Raw genomic sequence first — 14837 nt, forward strand, 5'->3', positions numbered from 1 at the left:
ATGCAGGGTTGCAGAGTGAAAAGCATAACTTTATTGTTAGCAGTACTAACTTTTGTTAGTACTTTTAGTCATAGTACCGCTCAGAAGAAAGTGTATTCGTGGAAGGATAGAAATGGTGTTTTAGTCTTTTCTGATACACCACGTCCAGGCGCAACTGAAGTAAAGCTAAATACGCAAAATCTCACTATGCCAGCAACCGATACGAGCATTCTAGATAGCAGCCCTAACGTTACACCGGTTAATTTTAAAGTGACAATAGCCTCACCTGAAAATGAAGCCACCGTTAGAGAGAATACCGGTTCCGTTTATGTAACGACTCGTATTAGCCCACGCTTTGCAACAGGCTTTAAGGTACAACTCTTTGTTGATGGCACTCCTTTAGGTGTTGCCAGTAGCAGTACAACCTTTGCACTTAGAGAAGTCAATCGAGGCGAACACACACTGCAAGCTAAGCTTTTTAATGAGAATAATAAACTCGTTTCGGTTAGCCCAGTAAGCACCTTTTTTATGCATAGAGCATCTGTATTAAACAGCAATTAACTTTTTAAAATAGATACCTCACAATGCAGAATGGCTGTGCTAAGCTATGCTTAATCGCAACGCACTAAAATGGTGCAAACATGCTCAGTAATACTCCCTTCGACTCAGAAATACTCGACAGTATCTGGAAAAATTTAAGTACTGCAGTTATCTTGCTCGACCGAAACTTCAAACTGGTTTATGCAAATGACAGTGCAAGTGAGCTTTTAGGTTTAGGCCCAAAACGTATTATCAACCAACCATTCGATAATCTATTTAACTATCACTCAATTGATTTAAAACGTATCGCCCAGTACTCGTTGTTCGATGGTGTTGATTGCCATCAGCATAGAGCTGACGTGGTGTTCATCGATTCTCGTCATGCTAAATTAACAATCAGTACGCGACGGCTCAGCAGCAAAAATGAAAACTACATTTTGTTTGAATGCCGCCAAATGGACGATGAAATTCGTCACGATCAAGCCTCCAATCAAATGCATCAATATCAAGCTGCGCGTAATTTAATACGCGGTTTAGCACACGAAATAAAAAATCCGTTAGGCGGAATTCGCGGAGCGGCGCAATTATTGCAGTACGAGGTTGATCAGCAAGAACGAGATCAATGTGCAGAGCTTATTATTGAGCAAGCAGACAGGTTGCGAGAGCTAGTCGACCGATTACTTGGTCCGAATCAGTTGCCACACAAATCCTATGGCAATATTCACCAAGCACTTGAGTCAGTAATCAAGCTAAGCATGCTAGATAATAGTGCGAATATCACCTTAGTAAAAGACTATGATCCGAGCATACCTAATGTGTATATAGATCAAAGTAAAATTCAGCAGGTGGTATTGAACATTATTCGTAATGCCCAACAGGCTCTCGTTGATGGTGGTGAAATTAGAATAAAAACTCGTATTAACCACCAGCATAGACGTCCTGGTAAAGCGCCGAAAAAAACCTTGCTGATCCAAATTTCGGATAATGGTCCAGGTATAGATAAGAATCTAAAAGAAACTTTGTTCTATCCAATGATCACCAATAAAGAAAATGGTTCAGGGCTTGGTTTATCCATCGCGCAAACCTTGGTTGACCAACATGACGGACACATAGACTGTGACAGTTGGCCTGGTCATACAGAATTTAATATCTATTTGCCTTTTACGGATTAATGGTTTTTTGGAGTAATCATGAAAACAGTCTGGTTAGTTGATGATGATGCCTCAATACGCTTTGTATTAGAAAAAGCGCTGGCAAGAGCAGGATTTGAAACCCAAAGCTATGCAAATGCACAAGATGTACTTAATGCATTAAAATTTAGCCAGCCCACAGTGCTCGTCTCTGACGTGCGTATGCCAGGTATGGACGGCATGGCATTGTTAGAAACAATTGCTGAGCAAAACCCTAGCTTACCTGTGATCATCATGACTGCCCACTCAGATCTCGACTCAGCAGTTAATGCGTTTCAAAAAGGGGCATTTGAGTACCTTGCCAAACCGTTTGATTTAGATGAAGCCGTAGCATTGGTAGAAAGCGCCTGTCGTGCTAACTCAACAAAAAAAACCAAACGTAAATTAGCACCGCAAACCAATGCCCATATCATAGGTGAAGCACCTGCCATGCAAGAGGTGTTTCGTGCGATTGGTAAATTATCAGCTTCAAGTATGAGTGTGTTAATCAATGGCGAATCGGGTACAGGTAAAGAACTTGTCGCCAGCGCCCTACACAACCACAGCCCACGTAAAGAAAACCAGTTTATCGCCCTTAATATGGCTGCCATTCCTAAAGAATTAGTGGAGTCAGAGTTATTCGGTCATGAAAAAGGCGCATTCACAGGAGCTGACAGCATTCGTAAAGGCCGCTTTGAACAGGCAAATGGCGGAACATTATTTTTAGACGAAATTGGTGATATGCCACTCGATGTGCAAACTCGCTTATTACGTGTACTCGCCGATGGTGAGTTTTACCGTGTTGGCGGTCATCAAAGCATTAAGGTCGATGTGCGAATTATCGCCGCAACACACCAAAACCTTGAAGACTTGGTAAAACAAGGAAAGTTTCGTGACGACTTATTCCATCGTTTAAACGTGGTGCGTTTGCGCCTACCCGCCCTGCGTGAACGTACCGAAGATATTGAACGCCTCGCACAACATTTTTTACATAAAAGTGCTAAAGAACTGCAAGTCGAAAGCAAAATATTAAGCCCTAAAGCCACTGAGCAATTACGCCTATTCAATTGGCCTGGCAATGTTCGCCAACTAGAGAATACCTGCCGTTGGTTAACTGTTATGGCACCTGGCGAGCTTATCAGCGAGCAAGATTTACCTCCCGAAATTATTGCCGCAGCCCCTACAGAGCATGAAGGCGACTGGCTAGATGCATTTCAACAATGGCTTAATCTTGAACTTAAACAAGGTAAAGAGAATATTTGGCCTGCGATTCAAGCACAATTAGAAACTCGCTTAATTAAAACCGCACTAGCAAACTGTGCAGGCCACAAACAAGAAGCAGCCATCAAAATTGGTTGGGGGCGTAATACATTGACCCGCAAGCTAAAAGAGCGCAATATTAGCTAAATTTCACACTATGAACGCAGTGAATCAATGAAGTTAATCGAGCATATTCCGCTTATTAAACAAATGGAAATCATTAACAGGCTGTCGTTTTTTAGAGAGTTTTCTCTCAGTGAACGACAGGTGTTATTAGAATCGTTTAGTCACTTATATTTAGTACAACAAGGCCGTGCGGTTTTTAAACAATTTGATAATGACAAACGTCTTTATATTGTACTAAGTGGCTCTCTTACCGTATTTAAGCAAAGCCATTTAGTTGAGCTAGGCAGCATAGAGCCTGGTGAATTTATTGGTGAAGGCGCGTTTATCAATAACCGTGAACGAAGCACCAGTGCACGGGCTAAGATCGATACTATCGTACTGGCAATCACACCAGAAGCGCTTACTCGCCTACCAAACGTAATCCGTGAGAAAATAAAAGATCGTATCATCGAAGGAATGAGTGAACGCATCATTAAGCTCAGTAATTATTTAGAGTCACGCGGCTAATCCATATACACAATTTGTAACGAGCAATTCAGCCAGCTTGGTTCATTAACCCGTGCAGTAAACCAATAGGTGTCTGAGGGCTTTTCACCAAATGGGGTGTTAATAAAAGGCTGAGAATGCGCATACGTTTGCGAGTAATTTTTATAGTAAATAACTAGGTAACCGTATAAATACTCCCAGTTGAGCACCACTTTCGTACCGCTTCTAAGTGTGAACTCTGCCTGTGTATCTGTGAATGTCACGACAAGATCATTGAACTTATCTTCATCACACCCCGTTGTTAAAACGCGACTAGGCATTGAAAACTCGCCTTTCTCACTTGGCTCTTTCAAGTAAAAGCCGATGTTACCATTTTTGTAAACATGATTTGCTTCAGTGATGTATTTAATAACGGGTTGATAGCCAAGCTGCAGCATAATGTCACCTAGTTGCTCTGCTTCATGAGTCAGTATTTTATCTTGCGAAAGCATGAGTGTGGCTTCAGAGAACTCCCGTGGAATATCAAGCTGAACATACTCGTAAGGCAAACTTTGATTGCGTAATGCTAACTCTAATTGACTCTTTTTTTGCGCATCAAGATTTTCGGTGTAAACGTAGACCGTAGGTTGCTGGCAGCTAGCTAACAGAAACAGCATGCATAGTATATAAATCCTTTTCATAGTGCTCCCTCATAAAGATTACAAATGTAGTCTAAATAAGAAAACAATACAATTAATTTAAATATTTATTTAACCACTTATCAAAACTTTTTCGTGTGTATAAAATCTCTTTGAATAAACGATGGGTCTGATATTCGAGTAGCTTTTCTTTATTACTTTCACCAAAAACCAGTTGACTGTGATTATCATTAAATCGTGAAATTAACGCGAAGCCTTGTTCTGACTTTTCGGGCTTAGCTTTGATTGCTTTTGTAAGCAAAGCTCGCACATCATCTGCGGCTAATAGTGACGAATCCTGTAACCCCATTAACTCTTTTCTTAGTGCTGTTCTTACGCCCATTACTACTTCTCCAGAACGAATTTAAAATGAAACGAGATTGCTTATAGCAATTAGTACACCAATTTAGAACGGGCGCAGTGTACCCAGCAAATGCTGCAATTTTTTTACTACTTTTGAAAAAATATCATTATTTTTCCGAAAGCAGTTTTAACCCTTTTAAAAAGTTAAAAATTTAATCTTGGTTCAATCCAGTGCTAGGCTTTATAATGGCTAGGATTAAATGACGAGAGACCAACATGAACGAAGATTTCATAGAAATTGAACTAGAAGAAGAGCCTATAGAGTTATGCAATTTGCTAAAAGTGCTCGACCTAGTCGAAACCGGAGGCCAGGCAAAAGCACTAATAGGTGAAGGTTATGTTGGAGTAAACTATGAAATTTGTACAATAAAACGGAAAAAATTATACAGTGGTGATGTGCTCGCTTTTGATGGTGAGTTGTTTCAATTAACATTAAGCGAAGATGCAACACCGAATCCTCGTCCACCAGAAACACCGAAAAAAGCGCAACCGGAAACGAGCGAAACGGCACCGAAAAAAACAAAACGCAAGCGTACTAAAAAGCCAAAAGTGGACGAAAAAACCGGCCGTCGCCCTATCTCGTTTGGTTAACTAGAGCTTGCTTAGTTAACATAAATCACCTTTAATTGAATGCGATAATAACAACAATAAAAGGTGATTTATGACTCCTCCCGCTTGACTAAAACTACTTGCTTAAGCAGCAAGCCGCCTAGATATCCCTCCTTGCTCAACGCTTGCCTTTATTATAGCGGAACTTTCAGCAAGCCTCGCTAGCATCTTATTACTGGCAATACCATTTTGTGTCATTATCATTGGCTTGTACTGCTTTTTGTTAGTCATAAAAGTCAACACGAAGAATGGCTCAGCTAAACATTCTTTTTTTAATAGTCACCTTAATTAACTGACTATTTATCCCCCCTTGCCCTTGAAATAAATAGTGTCGGCATCAACACTATTTAAGTAGCATACTTTTTCGTCAGCAAAATAAATTTACTAGCTGGTATTAAGTTTGCAACAGGCTAGTGTATATCTCGAAAAGGAAACACAAAACAAGCTCGGCTTGTTAAAACCACAGGGGCAAATAATGAATAACAGTTTTGATACCCAAAAACAGCTTACAATCAATGGTGAACAATACCATATTCACTCTTTACAAGGCTTAGGCGATAAAGCAAAGCGCTTGCCATTCTCGTTAAAAATCTTACTCGAAAACCTATTACGTAATGAAGATGGCGTTAATATCAAAAAGCAAGATATTGAAGCTTTATTAAACTGGGATCCGCAAGCTAAACCATCAGCAGAAGTAGCGTTTACGCCTGCCCGTGTTGTCATGCAAGACTTCACAGGTGTGCCCGCCATTGTTGATTTAGCCGCTATGCGTGACGCCATGGAAAAACTCGGTGGCGATCCAGCAAAAATTAACCCACTTTCACCCGCTGAACTTGTGATTGACCATTCGGTGCAAGTTGATGGCTACGGTGAAGATGGCTCATTCGACTTAAATGCAAAACTTGAATACGAGCGCAACAAAGAACGTTACGAATTTTTACGCTGGGGACAAACCGCTTTTGATAACTTGAAAGTTGTGCCACCAGCAACCGGTATCGTTCACCAAGTCAACTTAGAATACCTAGCCCGTGTGGTGTTCAATGATGAAAAGAATGGTAAATCACTGGCTTATCCAGATACCCTTGTCGGCACAGACTCACACACAACCATGATTAATGGTCTTGGTGTACTTGGTTGGGGCGTAGGTGGTATTGAAGCCGAAGCCGCCATGCTAGGCCAACCAATCAGCTTATTGATCCCACAAGTTATCGGCTTTAAGCTAAATGGTCGTCTGCCAGAAGGCACGACTGCAACTGACCTTGTGCTAACCGTAACAGAAATGCTGCGTAAGCACGGTGTGGTGGGTAAATTTGTTGAGTTTTATGGTGACGGACTCGCCGATTTGCCACTTGCTGACCGTGCTACTATCGCCAACATGGCACCAGAATATGGTGCAACCTGCGGTATTTTCCCTATTGATGATGAAACCATTAACTATCTGCGCTTAACAAACCGCGACGATAAACAACTTAAACTCATCGAGGATTATGCAAAACATCAAGGCTTATGGCGAAACCCTGGCGATGAAGCTCATTACACCGATACTCTTGAGCTATCGCTTGATGATGTGGTGCCAAGCCTTGCGGGTCCTAAACGTCCACAGGATAGAATTGCCCTTGATAAAGCGGGCGACATCATTGGTGAGCACTTAAAGGGCTTCCAAGATGAACGTATGCAGCATCGCGATAAAAGCGATATTCAAGAGGCGCGCATTGAAGATGAGGGCCCTACAACCAACCCTGATGAGCCAGTAAACGAAGCACAATTTATGGGGGCGGCTAAGGTTAACTTTAAAGGCGAGGAGTTTGAGCTTAATGACGGTGCGTGTGTCATTGCTGCAATTACAAGCTGTACAAATACCTCAAACCCAAGTGTTATTTTAGCTGCGGGCTTAGTCGCTAAAAAAGCAAAACAATTAGGCTTAAAAGTGAAACCTTGGGTTAAAACCTCATTGGCACCTGGCTCTCAAGTAGTGACTGACTACCTGAAAAAAGCAGACTTAATGGATGATTTAGATGCGTTAGGCTTTAACCTTGTTGGTTATGGCTGTACAACCTGTATTGGCAACTCTGGCCCACTGGCTGATGAGATCAGCGAAGCCATTCAAAAGCACAAACTGGTAGTCAGCTCTATTTTATCAGGTAACCGAAACTTTGAAGGTCGTATTCACCAAGATGTGAAAATGAACTTTTTAGCTTCGCCACCACTTGTTGTAGCCTACGCTATTGCAGGCCGCACAGATATTGATGTGTACAACGAGCCGCTAGCACAAGACCCTAATGGGAATGACATTTACCTGAAAAATATCTGGCCGAGTGTCAGTGAAGTCAATGAATTAGTAAAAGAGACCGTGACCAAAGAAATGTTCGCATCAAGCTATGGCAATGTGTATCAAGGCGATGATCGCTGGCAGAAAATTCAAATTCCTGATGGCAAATTGTACGACTGGGACGATGCATCAACCTACATCAAAAAAGCGCCCTTCTTTGATGGTATGGAGATTGAGCCACCAGGGATCCCAAGCATTAGTGGCGCGCGTTGTTTAGCAAAATTAGGTGACTCAGTAACCACTGACCACATCTCACCAGCAGGTGCGATTAAAGCGGATGCCCCAGCAGGTCTTTACTTGCAAGAGCACGGTGTGCAAAAGGCACAATTTAACTCATATGGTTCGCGCCGTGGTAACCACGAAGTGATGATGCGCGGTACTTTTGCTAATGTACGTTTACGTAATCTATTAGCCCCAGGCACCGAAGGTGGTGTGACCCGTATGCAGCCAAGCGATGAGCTTGCCAGTATTTATGATGCAGCGATGCAATATCAGCAAGATGGCACGCCACTGATTATTTTAGCGGGCGCGGAGTATGGCACAGGCTCATCACGGGACTGGGCTGCTAAAGGTTCACTTCTGCTTGGTGTTAAAGCCGTTATTGCACAAAGCTATGAGCGTATTCACCGTTCAAACCTAATTGGTATGGGTGTTTTACCCCTACAATTTAAAGAAGGTGAAAGCTATGAGTCATTGGGTCTAACGGGTCAAGAGTCATTCGACTTTGAAGGCTTATATGACAAAACCAATGAAGTCAGTGTGATTGCTACTAACAGCGAAGGCAAACAAATTAGCTTTAGTGTTGATGTGCGTATAGATACTCCTAAAGAGTGGGATTACTACAAACACGGCGGTATTTTACAGTATGTACTGCGTAATATGCTGGCTGAGCAGTAGTTTTTTCAAGTAAAACGAGCCATCTTCTTTAGAAGATGGCTTTCTATGCTCCCCATCTACGAGTAATTTACTTTAATCCACAACCATAGAAAGCTTTCAGAAAGTTACACATTGCTTGATTTAGAACAATCCAGTCAGTAACAACAGCACCTACACTTTAATTAAGGCTAAAGTGAGGTGCTTGTATGACTGAACAAACCATCATTCGAATCTTAAAAACCTTTATTATTTTAGGTATTTGCCTAATTGTACTGGGGCATTCTTTATTAGCTGGTAATTACTTAAGTGATAGCATGGGTGTGCATGGCATTATGATCAGCGCAGCGTGCATTGCTGTTGGCGTGCTGTTCTCTTTGCCCACCAAAATTTATCTCACTATTTTACTGATGAAAATAGAAAGCGACCTCACAGCACAAAACAAACAAAGTTAATTCCCACCTTGCTCTTTTAGCTGCTGCTCAAGTTGCTTGGTACGTTGCTCCATAAGCTGTTTTACTCGCTCAGCGTCTTGCATCATCTTTTGTACATTTTTAGCATCGTATACCCCAAGTACCGAAGATGTTTCGTCAGCTTTAACGGTTGATGGTTGATTATCATCAACTTGAAATGTCTCTGCAGGTAATACAGTAATATCGTTAGGATCTAAACTTACCGCGGTACTAACGTAATTAGGGTGAGGGGCATCAGCATAGTGCCACTGACCATGTTCATCTTGCCATTTATACACGACGACAGGTGCATGTGCGTCTTTGCTAAAGCTCAATTTCTCGGTTAACTTTTTAGCCTGTGTACTTAATACATCGGCACCTTGCGAAGCAAAATCACTCACATTACCACTTACTTTTTCTGAGTAACGCTCGAACATGCTCAGCTCTAGGTAAGGTTTACCGTCTGGCTTTTTAATGTAAAACAGCAGGGCAACACTAATCAGCAGCAACATGACTGCAAAATAACAAAAACGCTTCATCCTTCCATTTACCTACTATTGATAGCGACTTACAATCTTAGCAAATTCTCCTGAGGCTTTAAGACTTTTTATAAAGTCATTAAACTGCTCTTTGATTAAAGATGTTTTTGCTGTTGCTGAAAACTGTAATTGAAGTGGCGCTTTTCCCACGTTATAAGTGCTTACAGTTAATTTTTTGAATACTTCATCTCGGCTCACATACCAGTTTAATGCATCTAGAGAAATAACGGCAATACGCTGATTATGATCCCAGTCCATTAATGCTAAGAGCATCTCTCGTTCTGAATAAAAATTCTCACGGTGCATCGCCCCGCTGTCAAAATAATGCTCAAATTCGGGATAAGTATAAGCATAGCGACCCATAAATACATAGCCTGTTAGTTCATCAATGGGTGGTATATGGCAGCCATATGGCATGACTAACACATCCTCTACAAAGCTAATCGCCTCACTCCAATAGTACTGGTTACTCCCTGTATACCAATCTATAGATTCAATGCGCCCATCGAGTAACCCATCATCAAGCATTTTCTGCGAACGCTTTTCTGGCGCATACGAATACTGTACCTCAATAGCATATTGCTCACTAAAGCGTTGCAGTATGTCTTGAACAATACCGCCTTGTTCGGCATTCATAAAATGATAGGGAGGGTAATCGCTGTCTGGTAGCCCAACCCGCAATACTTCTGACTGGCAAAACGGTACTACAAAAAATAAGAAAACTACAAAACGACTCATCGACGACCCCATGCTACTACTAAGCCGCGAATTGTACACAAAAGATACAAAAAAAGCGCAACCTAAGTCGCGCTTTATGAATTTTCTGATAGGAAAATAGGATTAAATACCATCACCATCAATGTGCAAGCCACATTCACGGTTTAAACCGAAGAAACGCGTCTCTTCTTCTGTCATGCCTGGTTCAAGTTTACGGGTTGTATGGACATCGCCCATAGATACATAACCTTGCTCCCAAAGTGGGTGATACGGTAAATCATGTTTAGTTAGATACTGATAAATATCTCGGTTGTTCCACTCAATAAGTGGATACACTTTCACAGTACCACGGCTAATTTCAACAATTTGCTTGTCAGCACGACTAGATGATTGCCCGCGGCGCAAACCACTAAACCAAGTGCCCGCTTCCAGTTCGTTTAAAGCACGAGTCATTGGTTCAACTTTATTCAGTTGATTGTACTGCTTGATGCCAGCTTCACCTTGCTCCCAAAGTTTACCAAACTTCGCTTCTTGCCACGCTGGGCTAAGCTGGGCTTTATAAACTTTAAGATTAAGCGATAGCCTCTCTGTCATTTGCTCGATGAACTGATAGGTTTCAGGGAACAAATAACCAGTGTCAGTCAGTACCACAGGAATATCTGGCTGCTGTGATGTCACTAAATGCAGCATCACCGCCGCTTGAATACCAAAGCTCGACGACAAAAAGTGCGTGCTTGGTAAGTTTTCAAGTGCCCACGCAACACGCTCCTCTGCGCTTTTATCAGCCAGAAGACCATTAATATCAGCCAGCATAGCTGTTTGGTCTTCTTTGCTCATCGTTAAGATGTTTTTAAATTCACTCATGGTTAATTCCAAACCTTAAAGCGGTGTCGCTTATAAAATTATGCGTGAAAATCGGTTACTGAAACTTTAACTTCAGCAACAATGCCTTTGCGAATGACAAAATCACCAAAACACTCGCCTTCATTACGCTCAATTGCCCATTGGCCAATTAGCTTATCGAATGCCTCTAGGTATACGTCTTCGCCAACATTTTCTAAATACAATTTAGGAATACGCGTGCCTTCACGGTTACCACCTAAGTACACGTTGTATTTACCCGGACCTTTACCAACCAGACCCGCTTCTGCCAACATTGCACGGCCACAGCCATTCGGGCAACCCACAACACGCATAATGATGTTGTCATCGCCGATGCCGTGCTTAGCTAATAACGCTTCAGTTTTCTCAATTAAGCTTGGTAAATAACGCTCAGCTTCAGCCATTGCTAACGGACACGTTGGCAATGCCACACACGCCATTGAGTTTTTACGCTGCTCTGTATGGCTGTCATCAATTAAGCCATGGTTGCGAGCAATCTCTTCGATTACCGCTTTTTGATCAGCTGGAACACCTGCGATGATCAAGTTTTGGTTTGCTGTCATGCGGAAATCACCTTGGTGAATTTCGGCAATTTTACGACAGCCTGTTTTAAGAGGTTGATTTGGGTAATCTAAAATACGGCCACTTTGAATAAACAGCGTTAAGTGGTGCTTACCATCAATACCTTCAACCCAACCGATACGGTCACCACGGTGAGTGAACTCATACGGGCGACTCTGCTGAAATTGAACACCGGCACGTTTTTCAACTTCTGCTTTAAATACATCAGAACCTACACGGTCTAGTGTGTATTTAGTTTTTGCATTTTTACGGTTTGAGCGGTTACCCCAATCACGTTGCACAGACACCACGTGTTCAGCAATTTTCAGCGTGTGCTCAAGGGGGATAAAACCAAAGTCATCCGCTTTACGAGGATACGTTGCTGTATCACCGTGAGTCATCGCAAGACCACCACCCACTAACACGTTAAAACCAACTAACTTGCCATTTTCTGCAATTGCCACGAAGTTTAAGTCGTTAGCATGCACATCCACTTCATTGTTCGGTGGAATTGTTACTGTGGTTTTAAACTTACGCGGTAAGTAAGTTGAACCTAAAATTGGCTCTTCTGTGGTTTCGCTCTTTTCACCATCTAACCAGATTTCAGCGTATGCTTTGGTTTTTGGTAATAGGTGCTCAGAGATCTTTGCAGCCCACTCGTACGCTTCTTGGTGAAGCTCAGACTCAACAGGGTTCGTTGTACATAATACGTTTCGGTTTACGTCGCCCGCCGTTGCAATTGAGTCAATGCCCACGCTATTAAGCATTTGGTGCATGCCTTTAATATTTGGCTTAAGCACACCATGGAACTGGAACGTTTGACGCGTCGTTAAACGAATACTGCCATAGCTGGTTTTCTCTTCAGCAAACTTATCAATCGCTAACCATTGCTCTGGCTTGATGATACCGCCAGGCATACGAGCACGTAACATTACGTTATGTAACGGCTCTAATTTTTGTTTAGCGCGCTCAGGGCGAATATCACGGTCATCTTGCTGATACATGCCGTGGAAACGGATCAGTTGGAAGTTATCAGCAGTGAAACCACCGGTGATCTCGTCTTTTAAATCTTGCTCAATTGTGCCACGTAAAAAGTTACTTTCTCTTTTCAAACGCTCGTTATCAGAAAGCTTTACGTTTTTGTCTTGTTCGCTCATGGTATTTCCTAAATTTGTTACAGTGACGGCTGTTAGCTTTAAACGTGATTAGTACACGTCTTTCTGATAGCGATTTGCGCTACGTAAATCTTTTAAGTATTGCTCAGCTTGTTCATCATCTTTGCCGCTATTTTCTTTGATAATGTCTACAAGCGACTGATGAACATCTTTCGCCATACGGTTTGCATCACCACAGATATACAAATGTGCACCCGCTTCTAACCAAGCAAATACCTCTTGGCTGTTTTTGCGAAGTTTGTCTTGAACATATACTTTTTCCGCTTGGTCACGGCTAAACGCCACATCCACTTTAGTCAGTAAGCCTGACTTCAAGTAACCTTGAATTTCTACTTGATATAAAAAGTCTTGGGTAAAGTGTGGGTTACCAAAGAATAACCAGTTTTTACCGCTTGCTTCACGGGCATCACGCTCTTGTAAAAAAGCACGGAATGGGGCAATACCCGTCCCTGGACCGACCATGATAATTGGCGTTTCATCATTAGCCGGTAAACGGAACTTATCGTTATGCTCGCTGAATACTTTTACTTTGCAGCCTTCTTCAGCACGACGAGCTAAATAGCCAGAACAACCACCTAAGTGCTCGCTACCGAATGCATCAAACTCAACCAGACCCACCGTTAAGTGAACCTCTTCTTCAACTTCTGCTTGGCTAGATGCAATCGAATATAAACGTGCTTGTAGTTTACGCAAGCAGTCGACTAAGGTTTGCGCTTCCAGCTGAGCTGGATTTTGGCGAATAATATCGAAGATTTGGCGAGGTTCGATGTACTCACGCATTGCCGCTTTATCTTCAACTAACTTTAATAATTCAGGGTTGCCCGTTGCTGTTGCGTATTTTTCAACAAAGCCAGGGTATGACTGGGTTAACTCTAATTTTTCGATTAATGCATCACGAATACATAGTTCTTCGTCGCCTAGTTTAACCGTGCTAGATGCATCGATTTGTGTAAGCGTAAGTACTTCATCAACAAGCGCTTCGTCATTTAAGAAGTACACGCCTAGCGAATCACCCGGTGTATAGGTGATGTCTGAACCCTCTAATGAGATTTCTACATGACGCACATCTTTGCTTGAATCACGACCGGTAATTTTTTGCACAACACTTAGCTCTGCAGCAAATGGGTTTTGCTTGGTGTATTGGCTTGCTGCTAGTGCCGCTGCACCAAATGGCATCGCTACAACTTGACCACCACTTGCTTGTTGCTGTGCTTTAAGATCTGGCTCAAACGCATCAAGTGCACTATCAATCCACTTAGCTGCTTCATCATCGTAATCAACGTCTAAGTCAGCACGCTGGAAAATAGTTTCTGCGCCAAGCTTGTTAAAACGCTCTTCAAAATCTTTTGCTGTTTGGCAGAAGAATTCGTAGCTTGAGTCACCTAAGCCAATCACAGCCACTTTAACACCATCTAGCTTTGGTGCTTTTTTAGTCGTTAAGAATTCATGCAGGCTTTCAGCGTCTTCTGGTGGCTCACCCTCACCGTAGGTTGAAACAACAACCGTGATGAACTTTTCTTTTTTCAGGGCAGTTGGTTTGTAGTCAGCCATGTTTACTAGCTTAACCGATAGACCACGTGACTCGGCTTGTTCTTTTAACTTGCTTGCCACGCCTTTTGCGTTACCCGTTTGCGAGCCGTATAAAATAGTTAGCGGCGCTGCATCACCCGCTGCTGGAGCCGCAGCAACACCACCGGTTAATGCACCTGCGTTGGCACTCGCAGCTAAGTAACCACTTACCCACGCTTGCTGAATTGGATTAAGTTCAGCCACTAAGCCTTGCAGCTTTTGTACTTGCTCTTGCGATAGCGGGCTCGCCGCTGCATTTAGTTGACTTAACAACATGAATTTATTCCTCGTAACCCTGAAAAGTTAACTGCGAAACGAACTTGCTACTGTCATTTCGCGAACAATTTTTTCGACTTTAAAGACTAAATAAAAACGCTTTAAAGGTTTATCTGAGCGTGAAGAATAACGAGGTCTCGCGCGATTAAAAAAGAATAGAATCTGCTTTGATATTCCATTTAGTTATTAATTTTATAAATAACTAAAAAAAAGACACTAACATATAAGTAAGTGTCTTTTTGTTTAAACGGATTT

14 protein-coding genes are annotated in these 14837 nt (G+C 42.2%); 7 read left to right on the forward strand and 7 right to left on the reverse strand.

Going from position 1 to position 14837, the window contains the following annotated elements; all coding sequences use genetic code 11:
* The first annotated feature begins 15 nt into the window (after positions 1–15).
* The 4 genes from L3V38_RS14805 to L3V38_RS14820 all read left to right on the forward strand — a co-directional run bounded on the left by L3V38_RS14805 (position 16) and on the right by L3V38_RS14820 (position 3581).
* Complete coding sequence (locus L3V38_RS14805; protein WP_237119867.1) at positions 16–540, forward strand: DUF4124 domain-containing protein; 525 nt, start codon at positions 16–18, stop codon at positions 538–540.
* Between the two features lie 80 nt (positions 541–620).
* Positions 621–1691 (forward strand): nitrogen regulation protein NR(II), encoded by a 1071-nt coding sequence (glnL, locus tag L3V38_RS14810; RefSeq protein WP_130151490.1) that lies wholly within the window; start codon positions 621–623, stop codon positions 1689–1691.
* An 18-nt stretch (positions 1692–1709) separates the two neighbouring features.
* Positions 1710–3095: a nitrogen regulation protein NR(I) gene (gene ntrC / locus L3V38_RS14815; protein ID WP_237119868.1), complete on the forward strand. Its 1386-nt coding sequence runs from the start codon at positions 1710–1712 to the stop codon at positions 3093–3095.
* A 27-nt stretch (positions 3096–3122) separates the two neighbouring features.
* A complete protein-coding gene (locus tag L3V38_RS14820; RefSeq protein ID WP_062568218.1) occupies positions 3123–3581 on the forward strand; it encodes a cyclic nucleotide-binding domain-containing protein in 459 nt (152 codons plus the stop codon).
* Here L3V38_RS14820 and L3V38_RS14825 read toward each other — a convergent pair.
* Entirely contained in the window at positions 3578–4240 is a 663-nt protein-coding gene (locus L3V38_RS14825; protein ID WP_237119869.1) for a hypothetical protein, read from the reverse strand. The genes L3V38_RS14820 and L3V38_RS14825 overlap by 4 nt on opposite strands.
* A gap of 52 nt (positions 4241–4292) precedes the next feature.
* Positions 4293–4580, reverse strand: coding sequence for a hypothetical protein (locus tag L3V38_RS14830; RefSeq protein ID WP_130151487.1), 288 nt, complete (start codon positions 4578–4580; stop codon positions 4293–4295).
* A 236-nt stretch (positions 4581–4816) separates the two neighbouring features.
* Here L3V38_RS14830 and L3V38_RS14835 point away from each other — a divergent pair, with 236 nt between their 5' ends.
* The 3 genes from L3V38_RS14835 to L3V38_RS14845 all read left to right on the forward strand — a co-directional run bounded on the left by L3V38_RS14835 (position 4817) and on the right by L3V38_RS14845 (position 8866).
* On the forward strand, positions 4817–5191 hold the full coding sequence (locus tag L3V38_RS14835; protein WP_130151486.1) for an RNA-binding S4 domain-containing protein: 375 nt from the start codon (positions 4817–4819) through the stop codon (positions 5189–5191).
* Positions 5192–5684: 493 nt separating this feature from the next.
* Positions 5685–8435, forward strand: coding sequence for an aconitate hydratase AcnA (gene acnA / locus L3V38_RS14840; protein ID WP_237119870.1), 2751 nt, complete (start codon positions 5685–5687; stop codon positions 8433–8435).
* A gap of 185 nt (positions 8436–8620) precedes the next feature.
* Complete coding sequence (locus L3V38_RS14845) at positions 8621–8866, forward strand: hypothetical protein (RefSeq protein WP_237119871.1); 246 nt, start codon at positions 8621–8623, stop codon at positions 8864–8866.
* Here L3V38_RS14845 and L3V38_RS14850 read toward each other — a convergent pair.
* The 5 genes from L3V38_RS14850 to L3V38_RS14870 all read right to left on the reverse strand — a co-directional run bounded on the left by L3V38_RS14850 (position 8863) and on the right by L3V38_RS14870 (position 14582).
* A complete protein-coding gene (locus L3V38_RS14850; protein ID WP_237119872.1) occupies positions 8863–9402 on the reverse strand; it encodes a DUF4124 domain-containing protein in 540 nt (179 codons plus the stop codon). The genes L3V38_RS14845 and L3V38_RS14850 overlap by 4 nt on opposite strands.
* A 15-nt stretch (positions 9403–9417) precedes the next feature.
* Positions 9418–10140 (reverse strand): ABC transporter substrate-binding protein, encoded by a 723-nt coding sequence (locus L3V38_RS14855; RefSeq protein WP_237119873.1) that lies wholly within the window; start codon positions 10138–10140, stop codon positions 9418–9420.
* 102 nt (positions 10141–10242) lie between these two features.
* Positions 10243–10983 carry a phosphoadenylyl-sulfate reductase gene (locus L3V38_RS14860; RefSeq protein ID WP_237119874.1) on the reverse strand — a complete coding sequence of 247 codons (741 nt, stop codon included), beginning with the start codon at positions 10981–10983 and terminating at the stop codon, positions 10243–10245.
* Between the two features lie 38 nt (positions 10984–11021).
* Positions 11022–12719, reverse strand: coding sequence for an assimilatory sulfite reductase (NADPH) hemoprotein subunit (gene cysI / locus L3V38_RS14865; RefSeq protein WP_237119875.1), 1698 nt, complete (start codon positions 12717–12719; stop codon positions 11022–11024).
* A gap of 48 nt (positions 12720–12767) precedes the next feature.
* Positions 12768–14582, reverse strand: a complete 1815-nt coding sequence (locus L3V38_RS14870; RefSeq protein WP_237119876.1) for an assimilatory sulfite reductase (NADPH) flavoprotein subunit — start codon at positions 14580–14582, stop codon at positions 12768–12770.
* Positions 14583–14837 lie beyond the last annotated feature (255 nt).

It is taken from the genome of Pseudoalteromonas sp. L1 (assembly GCF_021728095.1).
Lineage (GTDB): Bacteria > Pseudomonadota > Gammaproteobacteria > Enterobacterales > Alteromonadaceae > Pseudoalteromonas.